Below are 18,968 nucleotides of genomic sequence, written 5' to 3' on the forward strand. Positions count from 1 at the left end.
GGGCTAAGGTCGCCTCATGTCGAGTTCTGATCGTCTGCTGCTCATCCTGCACATCGGATTCGCGATCTTCACGCTGGGGCCGCTGACGGCGGCCACCATGGCCGCCCCCCGCTACATCCGCAGGCGCGAGCCCGCGGTGCTGCACTTCCTGACCCGCATCACCCGGATCTACGGCCTCGGCACCCTCGGGGTCTTCCTGTTCGGGCTGTTCCTGGCCAAGGGCAAGTTCGCGCAGGTGTGGCTGTCGGCGTCGATGACGCTGTTCATCGTGGCGTTCGTGCTGCTGTTCCTCGTCGAGCGCGACATGCGCAAGGCGGGGCACCTGTTGGAGGTCGCCGCGGCCGAGACCGCCAAGGCCCCGGCCGAGGGCGAGGCCGCCGCCACCGGGGACGACGTCGCCCAGGTCGAGCGGGGGCGGATCGCCGCCATCTCCGGCGTCGTCGCGCTGATCTGGCTGGTGATCCTGGTGCTGATGGTCTGGAACGGCTGAGGCGTCAGCGGGTGCGGGCCTTCAGCCAGGCCAGGATCTGCGGGTACACGCGCTCGTTGTTCATCAGCCCGTTGCCGTGGGCGCGGCCCGGGACGGTGTCGACCGTCACCGGGACGCCCGCGGCGCGCAGCGCCGTCGCCAGCCCGGTGCTGTGGGTCACCGGGACGAAGTCGCCGGCGCTGTGCAGCAGCAGCATCGGGGCGTCGCCGGCGGAGGCGTGCGTGGCCGAGTTGGCGTCGTTGATCCGCTCCCAGCAGGACGCGTCGGCCGCGGGCAGGCAGCGCAGCAGCTCCGACACCGCGCCGCGCAGCTTGCGCTGGGCGGGCGAGGCGCCCGGCCGCAACCCCGCCTGGTAGGCCAGGTAGGGGGTGTTCACCGGCGACAGCGCGACGACGCCGCGCACCAGGTCGCCGCCGGTGCGGTAGGTGCCGAGCTGGGTGGCGATCATGCCGCCGGCCGAGGACCCCATGACGACGATGCGGCCCGGGTCGACGTTCCAGCGCCCCGCGTTCTTGCGGACGAACCTCAGCGCCGCGAGGGCGTCGTTGCGCTGCGCGGGCCAGCGGGCGGCGGTGGCGAGCCGGTAGTCGGCGGCGATCACCGTGAAGCCCTGGCCGGTGAGGCGGCGCGCGAAGTAGCGCCAGTCGCTCTTGTCGCCCTCCAGCCAGTACCCGCCGTGCAGCACCAGGACGGCGGGGCGCGGCTTGGCCTTGGCGGTCTTGGACTTGCCCTTGGCGGCCTGGCGCCAGTAGACGTCCAGGCGCTGGCGGGTGTTCTTGCCGTAGGCGTAGGTGCGCACGCTCGGCGGCTTGGGCGTCACCATGACGGCGCTGGCCGAGGTCACCGAGTCGTTGCCGGTGGCCTGGCGGGGCTCGGCGTCGGGTGAGGAGGTGGAGGGGCTCGGCGTCGGCGCGTCGCCCGGGGACGGCGTGCCGTTCGGCGAGGGCGTCACCGGCCCCGTGTCCGTGTCCGTGGGCGTCGCCGACGGGGTCGGCTCCGGGGTGGTCGCGAGGGCGCCGGCGGGCATGCCGACGGCGGTGATGCACGTCGCGGCGAACACCGCGCCACAGACCAGTACTTTGCGCACTCCCGGCCCTTTCTTGGTGGTACCCGGCCACATCATAGATGTCCGATCACCATGGCGGGGCCCCGGCACGCGAAACGGCCGGAGCGCCGCTCCGGCCGTCGCGGGAAACCTCAGCTCAGCGCCCGCTCCAGGTCGCGGACGAGATCACCGGCGTCCTCGATGCCGACCGACAGCCGGACCAGGTCGGCGGGCACCTCCAGCGGCGACCCGGCCGCCGAGGCGTGCGTCATCCGGCCCGGGTGCTCGATCAGCGACTCGACGCCGCCGAGCGACTCGCCGAGCGTGAACAGCTTGGTGCGCTCGCAGACGCGCACCGCCGCCTCCTCCGACTCCATCCGGAACGACACCATGCCGCCGAACGCCTTCATCTGCTTGGCGGCGACGTCGTGCCCCGGGTGGTCGGGCAGGCCCGGGTAGAGCACCTGCCCGACGGCCGGGTGCCGCTGCAGCATCTCCACGATCCGCTCGGCGTTGGCGCAGTGCCGGTCCATCCGGACCGCCAGCGTCTTGATGCCGCGCAGCGTCAGCCAGGCGTCGAACGGCCCGGCGACGGCGCCCATCGCGTTCTGGTTGAAGGCGAGCCGCTCGCCGAGCGCGGCGTCCGCCGCGATCAGCGCGCCGCCGACCACGTCGGAGTGGCCGCCGACGTACTTGGTGGTGGAGTGGATGACCACGTCCGCGCCGAGGTGCAGCGGCTGCTGCAGGTAGGGCGAGGCGAAGGTGTTGTCCACCGCCAGCAGCGCGCCCGCCTCCCGGGCGATGCCGGCCAGCGCCGCGATGTCGGCGATGCCGAGCAGCGGGTTGGTGGGCGTCTCCACCCAGATGAGCCTGGTCTCGGGCCGGACGGCGGCGCGGACGGCCGCGATGTCGCCGAGCGGCACCGGGTCGAACTCCACCCCCCACGGCGCGGCGACCTTGGCGAACAGCCGGTAGGTGCCGCCGTAGGCGTCGCCCGGGATGATGACGTGGTCGCCGGGGCGGCACACGGTGCGCAGCAGCGCGTCCTCGGCGGCGAGCCCGGACGCGAACGCCAGCCCGCGCGCGCCCCCCTCGATCTCGGCGAGGCATACCTCCAACGCGGTACGGGTCGGATTGGCCGACCGTGAGTACTCGTACCCCCCGCGCAGGCCGCCGATGCCGTCCTGCTTGTACGTCGAGACCTGGTAGATCGGCGGTACGACCGCCCCTGTCGCCGGGTCGGGCTCCTGGCCCGCGTGGATGGCCAGGGTCTCGAACGCCTGGTGAACCTCGTTGTCCATGGGGACGAGGCTATCCGCCCAGGTCCCATCCCGGAGGAGGAGCCTCTCCCCCGTAGGTATGGGTCGGTAATTCGGCAGACGGGGTGACCTCAACGAGCCTGGGGTTCTCTACCGTTTGTCAGGTAGATCGAACAGCTCGGAATCTCTCCCACTCGTCCTTGAATGAAGGAAGTCGCATGTTCGCAGGGCTCGCGCGTTTCGTCGTGAGGCACCCATGGTGGACGATCCTGGCCTGGGTGGTCACCGCCGCCGCCATCGTCGTCCTCTCCCCCTCCCTTGAGACCAAGTCCGACCAGGGCGACTTCCTGCCCTCCAAGTACGAGTCGGTCCAGGCGGCCAAGCTGGCCAAGGAGGCCTACCCGCAGGCCGCCGACTCCACGGCGCTGATCGTGGTCAAGCGCACCGACGGCGCGCCGATCACCCCGGCCGACAGCGCCAAGGTGGCGGCCGCCGCCAAGACGCTGCAGGCCAAGAACTACCCCTCGGTCCAGGGGTTCCTGGCCAGTGACAAGACGGTGGCGCCCAACAAGGCCATCCAGATCATCAGCGTGCCGATGAAGGGCCAGGGCCAGGCCGAGCAGAAGAAGCTCGGCGACGCCATCAAGTCCATGCGCAAGGACCTGCCGAGCGCGCTGGGTTCGGGACTGTCGGCCAAGGTCGGCGGTGAGGTCGCCGGCTTCACCGACAACGAGAAGTCCTTCCAGCAGTCGTTCGCGATCGTGTCCGGCGCCACCTTCATCCTGATCATCGGCCTGATCCTGCTGATCTTCCGGGCGCCGATCGCCGCGGTGCTGCCGATCATCGTGATCATGCTGACCGAGGTGGTGGCGACCAAGCTGATCGGCGCGGCGTCCAAGCTGCTGGACTTCTCCGGCGACGACAGCCTGCAGATCATCCTCACCATCGTGCTGTTCGGCATCGGCGCCGACTACTACCTGTTCCTGCTGTTCCGGTTCCGTGAGCGGCTGCGGGCGGGCGACGACAAGAAGACCGCGATGATCACCACGGTGGAGCGGGTCGGCGAGGTCATCACCTCGGCCGCCGCCGCCATCGCGGCGACCTTCCTGGTCCTGATGCTCGCCTCGTTCGGCCTGTTCGCCGCCTGGGGCCCGTCGCTGGCCATCGCCGTCCTGGTGATGGGCGCCACCTCGCTCACCCTGTTCCCGGCGATCCTGTCGCTGCTCGGCACCGCGGTGTTCTGGCCGTCCAAGTCGTGGAAGAAGCAGCCGAAGGCCAAGCTCTCGGTCACCATGGGCAACATGGTCGGCCGCCGTCCGCTGGTCGTCGCGCTCGGCACCGGCGCGATCCTGCTCGCCCTGGCCGCCGGCGCGTTCGGCTTCAAGGCCGACTACGACTTCCAGTCGAGCTTCCCGCAGAACACCGAGTCCGCGCAGGCCATGAAGGACATGCAGAAGGGCTTCCCGCCCGGCCTGTCCACCCCGGTCCAGGTCTACCTGAAGTCCGAGGACGGCCAGGGCATCCCCAAGGAGAAGGTCGCCGCGTTCAGCGAGCAGGCCAAGTCCCTGCCGGGTGTCGGCGGCGTGCAGCCCGAGCAGCCGAACAAGGACCGCTCGGTCGTCCGCGTCGACCTGCTGCTGAAGAAGAACCCGGTCTCCAACGACTCCATCAGCCTGGTCAAGGACGAGCTGCGGCCCGCCGCGCACAAGATCGAGCCGGCCGGCACCAAGATGCTCGTCGGCGGCGAGACCGCGATCTTCGGTGACATCAACAAGGTCGTCAACCGCGACCTGTCGGTCATCCTGCCGGTCGCCGGCGTGCTGATCGCGCTGATCCTGCTGCTGCTCCTGCGCTCGGTGGTCGCCCCGCTCTACCTGGTCCCGGCGGTCCTGGTCGGCTTCGCCGCCACCCTCGGCGCCTCGGTCTACGTCTTCCAGGGCATCAAGGGCGAGCCCGGCGAGATCTTCCACCTGCCGATCATGCTGTACCTGTTCGTGCTGGCGATCGGCACCGACTACAACATCCTGATCACCGCCCGGCTCCGCGAGGAGGCCAAGGAGGGCCACGAGCCGCGCAAGGCGGCGGCCCTGGCCGTCCAGCACGGCGGCCCGACGGTCGCCGCGGCCGGCCTGATCCTGGCGGCCACCTTCTCGGTGATGCTGCTGGCCAAGGTGTCGATGCTGCAGCAGATGGGCTTCTCCATCGCGATCGGCATCGCCCTGGCGGCCTTCGTGATGGCGCTGTTCCTGGTGCCGAGCATCACCGCGCTGCTCGGCCACCGCGCCTGGTGGCCGGGTCACGCCGACCGCCCGAAGGTCCGCAAGGGCCCCGACCCCCTGGAAGAGCAGTTCACCCGCTCGGAGGTCGGCTCCTAAGACGCCGGACCGTGGCGGTCCGGCCGGGTACAACCGCCGCCCACCCGGCCCCCGCCACGGCCCGGCACCCCGCACGAGAGCGAGGCCCGCAGATCCCAGGATCTGCGGGCCTCGCCGCGTTTCCCGTGCGGGACGGTGGTTTCCGCGAAAGCCGGAAAGCGATGATCTTCGGCCGGTACGCTCCGGCGCACCCAGCAAGATCATCTCAATGAAGGCGTTGGTCACAAGTGAACATCGGCACGAAGCGGCTCGCCGCCGTCGCGGCGACGACCGGGCTCGGCGTGGCCGCGGCGACCGCCGTCGCGGCGCTGTCCGGCCCGGACGAGCGGAAGGCGGCCCCCGTCGGCGCCACCGAACGCGCGTGGCGGCTGGTCCCGGCCGCCACCGGGACGGGCTACATCGGCGGCCTGGCCGCGACCCCCGGCGGCGGCATGTGGGCGGCCGGCGAGCTCTCCGGCCCGGGCAAGCCCCTGGTCGAGCGCCTCACCGTCCAGGGCTGGACCCGGGTGGCGCTGCCCGCCGCGCTCTCCACCATCCGCCCGAACGGCATCGGCGCGTCCGCCGCGAACAACGTGTGGGTGACCGGCCCGCGCAGCGACTCGGGCGTCGAACGCGTCCTGCAGTGGAACGGGACGAAGTGGAGGGCGCACGACCTGGCGCCGTCCTTCATGGCCGACGGCGTCCTCACGTTCGGCCCGAAGGACACCTGGGTGCACGGCCTCGGCAAGGACCATGCCCGGCACTGGAACGGCACGGCCTGGCGCGACCACGCGCTCGGCCTCTTCCCGCGGGCGATCTCCGGGATCGGCTCCCGCGACCTGTGGGCGGTCGGCTTCGACCGTCAGCGGGCCGAGCCCGCCGTCGCGCACTGGAACGGCACCTCCTGGCGCCGCCTCCCGCTGCCGAAGATCCCGAACCTGGCGCGCGGCGAGGTCGCCCCCGCGCTGCGCGACGTCGTGGCCCTGTCGGGCAGGAACGTCTGGGCCGTCGGCACGGTCTACGTCACCGACAAGGGCAGGACCGTCTCCCGCGCGCTGCTCGCGCACTGGAACGGCACCGCCTGGAAGACCGCCCTCGGCGCGAACGGCACCGGCTACACCGACGTCGAGGCCGACGGCGCCGGCGGCATCTGGACCGCCTACGGCACCCTGCTGCGGCACCGGACCGAGGCGGGCGCGTGGAGCAGGACCACCCTGCCCGTCCCCGCGGGCAAGAAGGCCGTGGTCCACGACCTCGCCCATCGCCCCGGGACCAGGACGCTCTGGGCGGGCGGCTACCTCTCCCCGGGCCGCAACGGCTCCAGCGACGCCGCCTACTGGCGCAACGACTGACCGGCCCCAGGTGAGCGCAGCGCCGGGGAACCTGCGGTCTCCGGCGCTTCGGGGAATCTCGCGCGGCGCTGCCCGGGCGGAGTCGTCCGGATACCGAGCGTGCCGGAACGTCTTGACCGGGCGGCGCGGGCGCGGCGAGGATGGGGGCGACCGCCTGCGGAGGTGCGTGATGGACTCGTCCACCGAGATCGCGTCGGGCCGGGAGCTCGGCTGCGACTGGAACCTGACGGCCACCTGGACGCGGGCGGGCGGGCTGCGGCTCTGCCTGCGCCTGCCGGAGATCGAGCGCGTGTCCCTCTCGGAGTTCGAGATCCCCGTCGCGCGACCGAGCGTCCACTCCGGGATCTCCCGGACCGGGCCGGTGCGGATCATCGTCGCCGCGCCGGCCGGCACGACGCGGATCGGCCTCACCACGGCCGCGGGCGCGAGCCGGACACTGTCGTTGCACCACCACGACACCCCGGGCGGGTCCGTCGTGCTGGCCGTCGGGCTCGCCGAACGCGCCGACCTGCCGATCAGCGTGCACGCCACCACGGCCTCGGGCACCGCGCTGGTGGAAACGGTCGAGAGTCACTCTGAGCGCCCTCCGTCCCGCTGGCGCCTCTTCCGTCGCCGCCGCGACGGCCTGCTCTACGAGTCCCGCTCCTGATCCGGCTAAGACCGCGGCTCTGTGGTGGCGGGTCTGCAGGAGCTCCAGTTCTGCTCCCAGGCGGGCAGCGCCGCCGCGGGGGCCGTCCGGGCTCCGGTGATGCGGCCGGCGATCCTGCCCTTGGTGCTGTAGGTCTCCACCTCACGGTCGAGATAGCCGCCGTGCTCGATGATCCGCAGCACGCCGACGCCGCGGCTGATCTCCCAGGCGCCGGCGGTGCCCCGGACCGGCCGGGCGTCCGCCGGGCGGGTCCGGGGGCCGAGGACGTCCTCCAGCAGGTCGTCCAGTGTGGTGAGGCGGGGGCTCGGCGGTGGTTCGGTGTGCTCTTGGCAGTCGGGCCACTCGCGGCTGCGGAAGTCCTTGGGACGGCCCGCGGTCCAGTCGCTCTCGTAGACGGGCGTTCCGTCGCTCCGGCGCACGGTCGAGTGGAACGCGGCGATCCGCCTGCCGTCCAGCCGTACCCAGATCCGCACCCGGGTCTTTTCCGGAACGGCGGCGGCCAGGGTCGTCTCGTCGAACCATATCTGCGTCACCGGATATCGCTCATGAGGCGCTTCGCCTTTCTTGCCGTCCGCGCAGCCGGTAAGGGCCAGCGCACACAAAAGAGCCACGCGTACGCGCATTGATTCTCCCCCGGGCGGCGTGCCGGGGCGCTCCCAAGCGCCCCGGCACGTATTCACTCCGTCACTTTCCGGGCCGGTGCGTCAGCGGCAGGAGTACTTGCGCTGAGCCGAATTCGAGCTGTAGTAGGTGCGGCCCCGGTAAACCGCGGTGGCCTTGGCGCTGACCTTGTAGGTGTATCTGCCCGAGCACTTCCTGCGGGAGACGCTGCTGACGCTGTTGGTGTTGGTGCCCACGCTGGTGTCGCTGTCGCGCAGCTCCCACCCGTACCAGCGCTTGCGGTAGAGCCAGGTGTACACGGTGACCCGGCTCACCCGGTACGGGCCGTGCGCGGTGGCCGCGCCCTTGGCGTAGCCGCCCGCGTAGTAGGTGAGCGGCGACAGGTACCAGCCGGGGAGGATCGGGGAGGCGGCGGTGGTGCCCGCGCGCAGCGGGGCGGGGCGGGAGGCGGCCGCCGGGGCCGCCGGGGCCGCCTCGGCGGCCGGCGCCGAGGACAGCAGCGCGACGGCGGCGCAGGTGGCGGCGCCCAGCGCCAGGCCCCTGCCCCGGAACGGCTTTTCGGGAAGCTTCACAGGAATCCCTTCGTGTTCTTCGAACGTCTCACGTACCGTGTGGAACGCAATACGTAAAGCGATGTACTGGCCACTCCCTACGCGAGGCGCACTGGTGAACCGGACGAATCAAAGAGAACACGAGACCGCGTAAACAAAACATAACCATTTCGCCGGGCCAGGAAACGGGAGCCGCTTTCATGTCCGCCCGCACCCATGCCCCGGGCTCGGCCTGCCGGCCGTTCCCGAAAAAGGCGAAGCGCCGGAGATCGGGAGGATCTCCGGCGCTTCGCCTTTTCCGGCGGGATCCGTCAGGCGCCGGCCAGGAAGTTCAGCAGGTCCTGGCGGGTGACGATGCCCGAGGGCCGGCCGTCGACCAGGACCACCGCGGCGTCGCGGCCCTCCAGGGCCGCCATGAGCCGCGACACCGGCTCCCCCGAGCCGACGACCGGCAGCGGGCGGCCCATGTGCTTCTCCAGCGGGTCGTCCGAGCCGGCCTTGTTCGTGTAGAGGGCGTGCAGGAGGACCCGCTCCTCCACCGCGCCGATGACCTCCCCGATCATCACGTCGGGGTGGCCCGCGCCCGGGGAGACGACCGGCATCTGGGAGACGCCGAACTCGTTCAGCACCTTCACCGCCTCGCCCACCGTCTCGGTCGGGTGCATGTGCACGAAACTCGGGATGACGTCGGCGCCCGCGCCGGACTTGCGCGCCAGCACGTCGCCGGCGGTCGCCTCCGTCGTCGACTGGTCGCCGAACCCGTACTGGTTCATCCACTCGTCGTTGAAGATCTTGGACAGGTAGCCGCGGCCGCCGTCGGGCAGCAGCACCACGATCACCGCGTCGGCCGGCGCGGTGGCCGCGACGCGCAGCGCGGCGACGACCGCCATGCCGCAGGAGCCGCCGACCAGCAGGGCGTCCTCGCGGGCGAGGCGGCGGGTCATGGTGAAGGAGTCCTTGTCGGACACCGCGATGATCTCGTCGCAGATGCCGCGGTCGTAGGTCTCGGGCCAGATGTCCTCGCCGACGCCCTCGGTGAGGTAGGGGCGGCCGGTGCCGCCCGAGTAGACCGAGCCCTCGGGGTCCGCGCCGATGATCTTGACGCGGCCGCCGGAGACCTCCTTCAGGTAGCGGCCGGTGCCGGTGATGGTGCCGCCGGTGCCGATGCCGGCGACGAAATGGGTGATCTTTCCCTCGGTCTGTTCCCACAGCTCGGGACCGGTCGTCTCGTAGTGCGAGCGCGGGTTGTTCTGGTTGGTGTACTGGTTCGGCTTCCAGGCGCCCGGGATCTCGGCGGCGAGGCGGTCCGACACCGAGTAGTAGGAGTCGGGGTGCTCCGGCGAGACGGCGGTCGGGCAGATCACGACCTCGGCGCCGTAGGCGCGCAGCACGTCGATCTTGTCCTTGGCGACCTTGTCCGGGCACACGAACACGCACCGGTAGCCGCGCTCCTGCGCGACGATGGCCAGGCCGACGCCGGTGTTGCCCGAGGTCGGCTCGACGATCGTGCCGCCGGGCGCCAGCTCCCCGGACTCCTCGGCGGCGTCGATCATCCGGATCGCGATGCGGTCCTTCACCGAGCCGCCGGGGTTGAAGTACTCCACCTTGGCCAGCACCTGCGGGGCGAGCCCGGCGGTCACCTTGCGCAACCGCACCAGCGGGGTGTTGCCCATGAGCTCGACGAGCGAATCGTGTACGTGCACCGCGACGTCCTTGTCGGTTTCGATCTTGCTGCATCCCCCGCTCGACCGGCAGGAACCGGGAGGGAAGGGATGTGATTTCGGATAGATTTCAGTTTCGACGGTAGCCCAGAACGGCGGCACCGGGCATCTAACCCCTGACGGGGTCTTCATGCCGGGTAACTACGGAGGGTCAACGCGTCATGCTGAGGGCGTTCACGGCGCGGCGGATCGCCGCCGCGGCGGCGTACGGGGGCGGCGGCATCACCGTGCTGGGCGGGGTGACGTTCGGCCTCGTGGTCGTCGAGGCCAAGCTGGCCCGCAAGATCATTCAGGGCACGCCGAGCGGTGCCCCGCCGGTCGCCGACGGGCTGTACGGCGCGTGGCTGCCGGGCGCCCCGCTGTCGTTCGCGATGCTCGGCGACTCCACCGCCGCCGGGCTCGGCGTGCACACCCCCGACGAGACGCCGGCGGCGCTGCTGGCCAACGGGCTGGCCTCGATCGCGGGGCGGCCGGTGCGGCTGACCAACGTGGCCGTGTCGGGGTCGCGCTCGGAGATGCTGGCGGGCCAGGTCGAGCAGGCCCTGCAGGTGCGGCCCGACGTCGCCGTCATCATGATCGGCGCCAACGACGTGACGGGCCGGGTCCCGGCCGCCGAGTCCGTCCGGCATCTCGGCACGGCCGTGGAGCGGCTGCACGCGGCGGGCTGCGAGGTCGTCGTGGGCACCTGCCCCGACCTCGGCTCGGTGAAGCCGGTGATGCAGCCGCTGCGCTGGTTCGCCCAGCGCGCCAGCCGGCAGCTCGCCGCCGCGCAGACGATCGCGGTGGTGGAGCGCGGCGGCCGGTCGGTGTCGCTCGGCGACCTGCTCGGCCGCGAGTTCGCCGCCGACCCGCGCGAGATGTTCAGCGCCGACCGCTACCACCCGTCCGCGCGCGGGTACGCGGCGGCGGCGATGGCGGTGCTGCCGTCGATGGCGGCCTCGCTCGGCCTGGACCCCGACCACGAGGACGCCGCGCCCGCGGGCGGCGGCGTGCTGCCGGTGTACCTGGCGGCGGCCGAGGCAGCCGAGCGGCCGGGCACCGAGGTCGTCGGCACCCGGGTGGAGGGCCGCGAGCGCGGCCGCCGGGGCCGCTGGGCGGCGCTGCTGCGCCGCACCTCCGGGCAGCCGCTGGACGACGCCGGGATGAGGGAGAGCGCGCCGGGCGCGGCCTGAGCGGTACGTCCGGGGCACCGTGGGTACGCACGGAGAATGAACCCGCACTCTGTTGGACTCAATGTCCAACAAACCTCACCCCCCGGCATGTACCACCGCCGGGCGGACGGGCTAGATTGCTAGGTGACCGGCCAGTAACCACAGCCGGTGGCCAGAGGTCGTACGACAGGGAGTCCCTAACATGCCTGAGGCAGTCATCGTCGCCACCGCGCGCTCGCCCATCGGCCGCGCCTTCAAGGGGTCGCTGAAGGACATCCGTCCCGACGACCTCACCGCGCAGATGGTCACCGCCGCGATGGCCCAGGTCCCGCAGCTGACCGCCGACCACATCGACGACCTGCTGCTCGGCTGCGGCCTGCCCGGCGGCGAGCAGGGGTACAACATGGGCCGCGTGGTCGCGGTCGAGCTCGGCTGGGACCAGGTCCCCGGCGCGACGATCACCCGCTACTGCTCGTCCTCGCTGCAGACCACCCGGATGGCGCTGCACGCGATCCGCTCGGGTGAGGCCGACGTCATCGTGTCGGCCGGTGTGGAGACCGTCAGCCGCTTCGCCAAGGGCAGCAGCGACGGCCTGCCCGACACCATGAACCCGGTGTTCGACGACGCGCAGGCGCGCACCGCCAAGACCGCCGAGGGCGGCGCCGGCGTGTGGCACGACCCGCGCCAGGACGAGCAGATCCCCGACGTCTACATCGCGATGGGCCAGACCGCCGAGAACGTCGCCGGGCTGCGCGGGGTGTCCCGCCAGGCCCAGGACGAGTTCGCCGTCCGCTCCCAGAACCTGGCCGAGAAGGCCATCGCCAACGGCTTCTGGGAGAAGGACATCACCCCGGTCCTGCTGCCCGACGGCAGCACCCACGCCACCGACGACGGCCCGCGCGCCGGCACCACCTACGAGAAGATCTCCCAGCTCCAGCCGGTGTTCCGGCCGGACGGCACCGTCACCGCCGGCAACTGCTGCCCGCTGAACGACGGCGCCGCCGCGCTGGTCGTGATGAGCGACACCAAGGCCGCCGAGCTCGGCATCACCCCGCTGGCCCGCGTGGTGTCCACCGGCGTGTCCGGCCTGTCCCCCGAGATCATGGGCCTCGGCCCGGTCGAGGCGTCCCGCAAGGCGCTCGCGCTGGCCGGCCTCACCATCGCCGACATCGACCTGGTCGAGATCAACGAGGCGTTCGCCGCGCAGGTGCTGCCGTCGGCCGACGAGCTCGGCATCGACATCGACAAGCTGAACGTCAACGGCGGCGCGATCGCGGTCGGCCACCCGTTCGGCATGACCGGCGCCCGGATCACCTCCACGCTGATCAACAGCCTGAAGTTCCACGACAAGCAGTTCGGTCTGGAGACCATGTGCGTCGGCGGCGGCCAGGGCATGGCGATGGTGCTGGAGCGCCTCAGCTAAGCGGTTCCTGATCGCACGGACCATCGTGGCCCGGCTCCCCGCGCGGGGGGCCGGGCCACCGGCGTTTTCGGAGCTGATCGATCCGGTAATAAAGGATCTACGTAACCGGAGCGATAGGTGCCCGTTAGGGGGTTGTCACATCGGGGCCGCTGATGCAAAGTCGGCAGGAAGAGCCCCGGGACCTGGAGGTGCCTATGTCACTGAGCCACTCGCCGGACACGCACAGCAAGCTCATCGCACGAATCCCGCAGGTCACCGGTCGTGGCCTCCCCGAGTGGTTCACCACCATCGAGAACGGACCCTCGTTCCTGCGCTGCGAGGAACGCAGCCACTGGCTCGCCGAAGAGCACGGCCTCTCCCACGGCTACGCCGCGGCCCTGGTGCGCGAACACGAACGCGCCCGCCGCGAGCGCCACTACTGACCGCACGCCCCACCGGGCGCCACCACGCTTCGTGGGGTCCCGCCAGAGGATCATCACCGTCGCCGGCACGCTACGCGTCTCCGGCCACCGGCGCCGAGACCCCACAACGAACCGGCCCCCCTGCCGCTCGATCCGGCAGGGGGGCCGGCGCGTTCGCGCGGGACGGTCAGTCGCGCAGGTACGACAGCAGCCGCAGCAGCTCCAGGTAGATCCACACCAGGCTGAGCACCAGGCCGAACGCGCAGTACCAGGCGAACTTCTCCGGCGCCCCGCCGCGCACGCCCTGCTCGATCTGGTCGAAGTCCAGCAGCAGGAAGAAGCAGCCGAGCACGATCGCCAGCACGCTGAAGGCGATGCCGAGCGGGCCGTTCTCGCGGATCCCGATGCCGGTGTCGTTGAACAGGCCGACGACCAGGTTGACCAGCATCAGCCCGACCATCGCCAGGCCGGCCGCCACCACGAAGCGGGCGAGCTTGGGCGTCACCCGGATGATCTTCAGCGAGTGCACCGCGAGCATCGCGGCGAAGGCCAGCGCGGTGCCGAGCACCGCCTGGAAGACCACGCCGTTGTAGAGGGTGTTGTAGGCGTGGCTGATCGCGCCGACGCCGACGCCGTACACCGCCGAGAAGATCAGCACCAGCGGCGCGTTGGCCTTCTGCGCGAAGCTGATGTACAGCCCGATGCCGAGCTGCAGCACGAAGGCGACGACGGCGACCGCCAGGGCCGTCTGCAGCGGCACCAGCACCCAGGTGAGCGCGCCGGCCACCACCAGCGCCGCCAGGCTGAGGAAGCCCCGGACCACGACGTCGTCGTAGGTCATCGTGCGTTCGGCCGGCGGCGTGTAGGAGGGGGCGTTGTACATGTCGTGCAGCTGTTCGGGCGTCGGCGTGCCGTACGCGCCCGCCTGGCGCCCGAAGTTGCCACCCCGGAACGCGGGGTTCCTGCTTTCCACTTCTGCCTCCATTGGTACCGGGACCAACTGCCAAGTTTAGACGTCCGGGCCGCCACGAACGTTCCCGATCAATAACGGTTGACACCGGGCGCGGGGCCGGCGGCGCGGGGCCCGGACGTGCCGAAGGCCGACGTCCCGCCGGACGCCGGCCTTCCCGCGGTGCCCCTGGTCGGATTCGAACCGACACAATTAAGCTCTTTTAGGGAGCCCGCCTCTGCCTTTGGGCCACAGGGGCGGGCGATATCTTACCGAGACACCCGGCGATCACCGCGAACCGTTATTAGGCCGCGGGTAATGAGACGGGAACGAATAAATCGGCCTCAGCGGCTCAGCACGGCCCGGTCCTCGACCAGCGTGGTCCCGGCCCGGCCGTCCCGGTCGCGGCGGATCGCCGCGATCTCGTGCACGCCGATGCGGCCGCTCTCGCACGCCAGCGCGGACGCGGCGAGGTAGAGCAGCCAGACCCGGGCCCGGCCCGGCCCGGCGAGCTCGGCGCACCGGTCCCAGTGCCGCTGCAGGCCGGCCGCCCAGGCGCGCAGGGTGCGGGCGTGGTGCTCGCGCAGCGCGGTGACGCCGCGCACCTCCAGCCCGGCGTCCTCCAGGGCGCCGACGACCTCGCCGAGCGGCCGCAGCTCGCCGTCCTCGGGGAACATGTAGCTGGTGGTGAAGGTCCGCCTCACCTGGTGCGGGCCGGGGCGGCGCACCTGCTGCTGCAGGAGCAGCCGCCCGCCGGGGGCGAGCAGCTCGTACAGCCGCGGCACCGCGCGGTCCAGCGCCTCCGGCCCGGCCAGGCCGATGATGGCGTCGTAGGGGCCGTCGCCGGCCTCGGCCAGGTCGAAGCCGCGGGCCTGCACGCCCTCGCCGGCGACCCGCGCGGCCTGCTCGGCGGTGCGGGTGAGCGCGACGACGGAGGCGCCCTGCGCGGCGGCGTGCCGGGCGAACGCGCCCCAGCCTGCGTTGAGGTCCAGCACCCGGGCGCCGGGGAACAGCCCGAGCCGCTCGGCGGCCGCCTCCAGCGCGGCGCGCTGCGCGTCGGCCAGGTCCAGGGCCTGGTCCCACAGGCCGCTGCCGTGCGCGAGGGTCTCGCCGAGCAGCAGCTCGAAGAAGGCCGCCGACTCCTCCAGCGGGCCGGCCGGGCCGGGCCCGCGGCGGCCCGCGGGGAACTCCTCGGCGGGCGGCCTCGGCTCGGGGCCGACCGCGCCGAGGGTGACCGCGGTGCGCACGATCTCGCGCTTGTCGTCGCTGTTCAGCCGGATCGGCTCGTCACCGCTGCGCATCACCCGCTGCACCGCGCCGAGCGCGGCGAACACGTCGCCCTCGATGTCCAGCTCGCCCGCCACGTAGGCGCGGACCAGGCCGATCTCGCCGGGCTTCCACAGCAGCCGGCGCAGCGCGCGCCGGTGCCGGATGACGAAGGCGGGCGCGCCCGCCGGGCCGATGGAGCTGCCGTCCCAGGCGCGGACCTGGACCGGCAGCTCGGCGGCGGCGTCCTGCTCCTCGCCGAGCAGGATCCTGGTGATCAGCGGCGCGAGCCTGGAGGCGACACCGTCGTGCATCCGGACCGCCTCCCCCTTCGTTCTCAGTCCCTGCTGGCGAGCTCGAACTCCTCCCGGGGCCGTTCGAGCTCGGCGAGGGACACGATCTCGCGCCGGAAGAACAGCGCGAGCGTCCAGTCCGCCGTGACGCGCATCTTGCGATTGAGCGTCGGCATCCGAGACAGATGGTAGGTGCGGTGCATGAACCATGCGAGAAGGCCACGCAGTTTGATCCCGTAGACGTTCGCCACACCCTTGTGCAGCCCGAGCCCGGCGACCGACCCGACGTAGGCGTGCTTGTAGGGCTTGCGGGTCTTGCCGCGCAGGTCGGCGACGATGTTGTCGGCGAGCACCTTGGCCTGGCGGACGGCGTGCTGGGCGTTCGGCGCGGTCCACTCGCCGGTGTCGGTGAGGTCGGGCACCCGGGCGTTGTCGCCGGCGGTGTAGACGCCCTCGGCGCCCTCGACGGTGAGCTCGGCGGTCGCCTTGACGCGGCCCTTGTCGTCGATCGGCAGGTCGCTCTGGCGGACGACCGGGTGCGCCTTGACGCCGGCGGTCCACACCAGCGTCCCGGCGTCGAACCCCTCGCCGCCGCTCAGCTCGATCCGGCCGCCCACCGCGGACTTCAGCATCGTGCCCAGCTTGATCTCGATGCCGCGGCGGCGCAGCGCCTCGACGGTCCACTCGCCCATCTCGGGGCCGACCTCGGGCAGGATGCGGTCCGCGGCCTCGACCATCATCCAGCGCATGTCGGAGGCGTCGATGTTCGGATACCAGCGGCAGGCGTCGCGGGCCATGTCCTCCAGTTCGGCGAGGGCCTCCACGCCGGCGAAGCCGCCGCCGACGAACACGAAGGTGAGCGCGCGGCGGCGGACGTCGGGGTCGTCGTTGGAGGCGGCGATGTCCAGCTGGTGCAGGACGTGGTTGCGCAGGTAGATGGCCTCCTCGACGGTCTTGAACCCGATCCCGCACTCGGCCAGGCCCGGGATCGGCAGCGTCCGGGAGATCGAGCCGAGCGCGACCACCAGCCGGTCGTAGCCCGCCCGCACGGCCTGCGCGTCGTCGTCGGGGGCGGCGCCGGCGGGCGTGTAGGTGAGGGTGCGCGACGCGTGGTCGATGCCGGTCACGTAGCCGTTCACGACCCGGCAGCGCTTGAGGACGCGGCGGAGCGGCGCCACGACGTGCCGGGGCTCCAGGTTCCCGGCCGCGGCCTCGGGCAGGAACGGCTGGTAGGTCATGTAGGACTGGGGGTCGATCACGGTGATGACGACCTCACCGCGCCGCAGCTCGCCGCGCAGCTTCCGCTGCAGGCGGAGCGCGGTGTACATGCCGACGTACCCACCGCCGGCGATGACGATCTGTTTCGCAGACTCATGCGGACTTTGAGGGGACATGCCCGGACCGGTACCCCGATATCACCCGGGTTCACGTCGAAGCGCCGCGGCGAACTTTCCCGAAAAATCTCCGAACCCCGCCGCACCTTCCGGCATCTCATCTGTTGTACCGCCGAGAGGGCCCCGGGAGACCGGGGCCGGCGGAGGCGGGACAGGGCCGGACGGGGGCCCGAACGGACGGGGCGGTGCAGTCGACCGGCGGGGGGTCGGCCGCCGCCCTGTCCGTTCGGCCAGGCCCTGCCCCGCTGCCATCCCGGCTCAGCCCGGGGCGTGCGGCGGCAGGCCCGCCAGCTCGCGGGCCCGGGTGAACACCGCGTCCAGCATCTGCGTGGTGACCCGCCCGGTGAAGGTGTTCTGCTGGCTCGGGTGGTAGCAGCCGAGGACCGCCACGGGGCCGGGGACCCCGGCGGGCGGCCCGATCTCGGCCTCCACCGCGTGCCCGAACTTCGGCCGCGGCCGCGGGATCGTGTACCCGGCCTGCTTCAGCGCGGGCCAGAGGCCCTGCCAGCCGAACCCGCCGAGCACCACGAAGCAGCGGACGCTCGCGGCGACGTCGGCGATCTCGCGGGCCAGCCAGGGCAGGCAGGTGTCGCGTTCGCCCGGGGTGGGCTTGTTGTCGGGCGGCGCGCAGCGCACCGTCGCGGCCATCCGGGCGCCGACGAGCCGCTGGCCGTCGTCGGCGCGCACGCTGGTCGGCTGGACGGCGAGGCCGGTCCGGTACAGGGAGGCGAACAGCCAGTCCCCCGACCGGTCGCCGGTGAAGATCCGGCCGGTCCGGTTGCCGCCGTGCGCGGCGGGCGCCAGCCCGACGATCATGATGGCGGGCGCGTCGTCGCCCCAGCCGGGCACCGGGCGGCCCCAGTACTCCTCGGCGGCGAACGAGCGGCGGCGCTCCACCGCGACCTTCTCGCGCCAGGCGACCAGCCGGTCGCAGGCCCGGCACACCGACTGCCGCGCGCACAGCCCGGGCAGGTCCGGGGCCGCGGCGGCGAGGTCCTGCACCTGGCGGGCGTCGTGCGCGACGGGCGTGCCGGGGCCGGCCGGGTCGCCGGGCCAGCCCGTCCCGGGCGGGACGAAGGGCGCGTTGGCGGTCGTCATGCCCCGATCCTGTCATGCCCGACCGGGCCGCTACCTGCGGTGGGAGTTACGGCGCAGTACGCAGTATTCAGCGGTGATCCCTGGACAGGGTGGTGCATATCGATACGATGCGGTTCGCCGGGGTCGGGGAGACGGGGCGTCCGGCGCGCCGTTGCGACACGGAGGCAGGCCTTGACCCAGCCGGGCTGGTACGCGGATCCCTACGGCAGCGGAAGCATGCGCTGGTGGGACGGCCAGAACTGGACGCAGCACCTGAACCCCCAGCCGGCCGCCCGCCCGGGGGCGCCCGAGCGGCAGCCCCCGCAGCAGCAGCCCCCGCAGCACTATCCGCAGCAGTACCCGCCGCAGCAGCAGCCCGCCTGGGGTGCGCCCCAGGCCCTGCCGCCGCTGACGGTCAACGTGCGCGGCCTGCGGCTGCACGCCGACGCGCAGGTCATGGCCTACGGCAACGGCACCCTCGCGTGGGACCACGTGGAGTGGGTGGCGTACTGGGCGGCGAGCATGCCCGGCGGCCACGGGCAGCAGCCCGGCACCAGCTGGGTCTTCCAGATCGGCCGGCACCCCTTCCACGGCGGGCCGCGCCTGGAGGTCGTGCTGGACTCGGCCGACCTCACCGGGCAGGGCGGCGACGCCGAGCAGGTGTGGCTGCGGCTGGTCGAGCTGTGCCGGCGGCAGGCCGAGCAGCGGCTGGCCGCCGAGCTGGCCGGGCGGGTCCGCGCGGGCGAGTCGATCGACATCGCGCAGGGCCTCACCGTGCACCCGGGCGGGGTGCGCGGCAACCGGGTGTCGCTCAGCTGGTCCGCGATCGCCGACGCGGTGATCGAGAACGGCCGGGTCTGGATCCGGCAGTCCAGCGGCGGCTCGCCGGTGCTGTTCGTCCCGCAGCAGAACCCGAACGCGGTGCTGATCCCCGCGCTCCTGGCGGCGCTGAAGCAGCACCACCGCTGAGGC

At 72.3% G+C, this 18,968-nt stretch carries 17 protein-coding genes and 1 tRNA gene; 8 read left to right on the plus strand and 10 right to left on the minus strand.

What is annotated here, in order from left to right; translation table 11 throughout:
* Positions 1 to 16 precede the first annotated feature (16 nt).
* A complete protein-coding gene (locus ACRB68_RS09915; RefSeq protein WP_153531797.1) occupies positions 17 to 490 on the plus strand; it encodes a hypothetical protein in 474 nt (157 codons plus the stop codon).
* 4 nt (positions 491 to 494) lie between these two features.
* Here ACRB68_RS09915 and ACRB68_RS09920 read toward each other — a convergent pair whose 3' ends face one another.
* Positions 495 to 1,577 carry an alpha/beta hydrolase gene (locus ACRB68_RS09920; RefSeq protein ID WP_328593983.1) on the minus strand — a complete coding sequence of 361 codons (1,083 nt, stop codon included), beginning with the start codon at positions 1,575 to 1,577 and terminating at the stop codon, positions 495 to 497.
* A gap of 110 nt (positions 1,578 to 1,687) precedes the next feature.
* Positions 1,688 to 2,836, minus strand: a complete 1,149-nt coding sequence (locus ACRB68_RS09925; RefSeq protein WP_153531798.1) for a cystathionine gamma-synthase — start codon at positions 2,834 to 2,836, stop codon at positions 1,688 to 1,690.
* A gap of 176 nt (positions 2,837 to 3,012) precedes the next feature.
* Here ACRB68_RS09925 and ACRB68_RS09930 point away from each other — a divergent pair, with 176 nt between their 5' ends.
* The 3 genes from ACRB68_RS09930 (at position 3,013) to ACRB68_RS09940 (ending at position 7,149) form a co-directional block, all read left to right on the plus strand.
* Positions 3,013 to 5,169, plus strand: a complete 2,157-nt coding sequence (locus tag ACRB68_RS09930) for an MMPL family transporter (RefSeq protein WP_153531799.1) — start codon at positions 3,013 to 3,015, stop codon at positions 5,167 to 5,169.
* Positions 5,170 to 5,396: 227 nt separating this feature from the next.
* Positions 5,397 to 6,500 carry a hypothetical protein gene (locus tag ACRB68_RS09935; protein ID WP_153531800.1) on the plus strand — a complete coding sequence of 368 codons (1,104 nt, stop codon included), beginning with the start codon at positions 5,397 to 5,399 and terminating at the stop codon, positions 6,498 to 6,500.
* A 169-nt stretch (positions 6,501 to 6,669) separates the two neighbouring features.
* Complete coding sequence (locus ACRB68_RS09940; protein ID WP_153531801.1) at positions 6,670 to 7,149, plus strand: hypothetical protein; 480 nt, start codon at positions 6,670 to 6,672, stop codon at positions 7,147 to 7,149.
* Between the two features lie 5 nt (positions 7,150 to 7,154).
* Here ACRB68_RS09940 and ACRB68_RS09945 read toward each other — a convergent pair whose 3' ends face one another.
* The 3 genes from ACRB68_RS09945 to ACRB68_RS09955 all read right to left on the minus strand — a co-directional run bounded on the left by ACRB68_RS09945 (position 7,155) and on the right by ACRB68_RS09955 (position 10,024).
* Positions 7,155 to 7,682 (minus strand): hypothetical protein, encoded by a 528-nt coding sequence (locus ACRB68_RS09945; RefSeq protein ID WP_153531802.1) that lies wholly within the window; start codon positions 7,680 to 7,682, stop codon positions 7,155 to 7,157.
* 171 nt (positions 7,683 to 7,853) lie between these two features.
* Positions 7,854 to 8,342, minus strand: a complete 489-nt coding sequence (locus tag ACRB68_RS09950; protein WP_153531803.1) for a hypothetical protein — start codon at positions 8,340 to 8,342, stop codon at positions 7,854 to 7,856.
* A 290-nt stretch (positions 8,343 to 8,632) separates the two neighbouring features.
* Positions 8,633 to 10,024: a cystathionine beta-synthase gene (locus ACRB68_RS09955; protein ID WP_328593984.1), complete on the minus strand. Its 1,392-nt coding sequence runs from the start codon at positions 10,022 to 10,024 to the stop codon at positions 8,633 to 8,635.
* Between the two features lie 179 nt (positions 10,025 to 10,203).
* On the opposite strand from ACRB68_RS09955, the gene ACRB68_RS09960 reads away from it, so the two are divergent.
* The 3 genes from ACRB68_RS09960 (at position 10,204) to ACRB68_RS09970 (ending at position 13,038) form a co-directional block, all read left to right on the plus strand.
* Entirely contained in the window at positions 10,204 to 11,214 is a 1,011-nt protein-coding gene (locus ACRB68_RS09960; protein WP_153531805.1) for an SGNH/GDSL hydrolase family protein, read from the plus strand.
* A gap of 181 nt (positions 11,215 to 11,395) precedes the next feature.
* On the plus strand, positions 11,396 to 12,616 hold the full coding sequence (locus tag ACRB68_RS09965; RefSeq protein WP_153531806.1) for an acetyl-CoA C-acetyltransferase: 1,221 nt from the start codon (positions 11,396 to 11,398) through the stop codon (positions 12,614 to 12,616).
* A gap of 194 nt (positions 12,617 to 12,810) precedes the next feature.
* Positions 12,811 to 13,038, plus strand: a complete 228-nt coding sequence (locus ACRB68_RS09970; RefSeq protein WP_153531807.1) for a DUF4287 domain-containing protein — start codon at positions 12,811 to 12,813, stop codon at positions 13,036 to 13,038.
* Positions 13,039 to 13,204: 166 nt separating this feature from the next.
* On the opposite strand, the gene ACRB68_RS09975 is transcribed toward ACRB68_RS09970, so the two are convergent.
* The 5 genes from ACRB68_RS09975 to ACRB68_RS09995 all read right to left on the minus strand — a co-directional run bounded on the left by ACRB68_RS09975 (position 13,205) and on the right by ACRB68_RS09995 (position 18,017).
* Positions 13,205 to 13,990, minus strand: coding sequence for a Bax inhibitor-1/YccA family protein (locus tag ACRB68_RS09975; RefSeq protein WP_328593985.1), 786 nt, complete (start codon positions 13,988 to 13,990; stop codon positions 13,205 to 13,207).
* 160 nt (positions 13,991 to 14,150) lie between these two features.
* Positions 14,151 to 14,225: transfer RNA gene (locus ACRB68_RS09980), tRNA-Leu, on the minus strand.
* A gap of 85 nt (positions 14,226 to 14,310) precedes the next feature.
* Positions 14,311 to 15,546 (minus strand): class I SAM-dependent methyltransferase, encoded by a 1,236-nt coding sequence (locus tag ACRB68_RS09985; protein WP_153531809.1) that lies wholly within the window; start codon positions 15,544 to 15,546, stop codon positions 14,311 to 14,313.
* A 23-nt stretch (positions 15,547 to 15,569) separates the two neighbouring features.
* Positions 15,570 to 16,853, minus strand: coding sequence for an NAD(P)/FAD-dependent oxidoreductase (locus tag ACRB68_RS09990; protein ID WP_235958807.1), 1,284 nt, complete (start codon positions 16,851 to 16,853; stop codon positions 15,570 to 15,572).
* A gap of 324 nt (positions 16,854 to 17,177) precedes the next feature.
* A complete protein-coding gene (locus tag ACRB68_RS09995) occupies positions 17,178 to 18,017 on the minus strand; it encodes a uracil-DNA glycosylase (RefSeq protein WP_153531811.1) in 840 nt (279 codons plus the stop codon).
* Between the two features lie 171 nt (positions 18,018 to 18,188).
* On the opposite strand from ACRB68_RS09995, the gene ACRB68_RS40095 reads away from it, so the two are divergent.
* Complete coding sequence (locus tag ACRB68_RS40095) at positions 18,189 to 18,965, plus strand: DUF2510 domain-containing protein (protein WP_207709621.1); 777 nt, start codon at positions 18,189 to 18,191, stop codon at positions 18,963 to 18,965.
* Positions 18,966 to 18,968 lie beyond the last annotated feature (3 nt).

It is taken from the genome of Actinomadura macrotermitis (genome assembly GCF_009604375.1).
In the GTDB taxonomy this organism is placed as follows: Bacteria; Actinomycetota; Actinomycetes; order Streptosporangiales; family Streptosporangiaceae; genus Spirillospora; species Spirillospora macrotermitis.

What these genes read in the sequence shown, in the direction of transcription:
- ACRB68_RS09925 (WP_153531798.1), bottom strand. Translation starts at nt 2,836, where the DNA reads ATGGACAACGAGGTTCACCAGGCGTTCGAGACCCTGGCCATCCACGCG.
- ACRB68_RS09940 (WP_153531801.1), top strand. Translation starts at nt 6,670, where the DNA reads ATGGACTCGTCCACCGAGATCGCGTCGGGCCGGGAGCTCGGCTGCGAC.
- ACRB68_RS09965 (WP_153531806.1), top strand. Translation starts at nt 11,396, where the DNA reads ATGCCTGAGGCAGTCATCGTCGCCACCGCGCGCTCGCCCATCGGCCGC.
- ACRB68_RS09990 (WP_235958807.1), bottom strand. Translation starts at nt 16,853, where the DNA reads ATGTACACCGCGCTCCGCCTGCAGCGGAAGCTGCGCGGCGAGCTGCGG.
- ACRB68_RS09995 (WP_153531811.1), bottom strand. Translation starts at nt 18,017, where the DNA reads ATGACGACCGCCAACGCGCCCTTCGTCCCGCCCGGGACGGGCTGGCCC.
- ACRB68_RS09930 (WP_153531799.1), top strand. Translation starts at nt 3,013, where the DNA reads ATGTTCGCAGGGCTCGCGCGTTTCGTCGTGAGGCACCCATGGTGGACG.
- ACRB68_RS09915 (WP_153531797.1), top strand. Translation starts at nt 17, where the DNA reads ATGTCGAGTTCTGATCGTCTGCTGCTCATCCTGCACATCGGATTCGCG.
- ACRB68_RS09970 (WP_153531807.1), top strand. Translation starts at nt 12,811, where the DNA reads ATGTCACTGAGCCACTCGCCGGACACGCACAGCAAGCTCATCGCACGA.
- ACRB68_RS09960 (WP_153531805.1), top strand. Translation starts at nt 10,204, where the DNA reads ATGCTGAGGGCGTTCACGGCGCGGCGGATCGCCGCCGCGGCGGCGTAC.
- ACRB68_RS09985 (WP_153531809.1), bottom strand. Translation starts at nt 15,546, where the DNA reads ATGCACGACGGTGTCGCCTCCAGGCTCGCGCCGCTGATCACCAGGATC.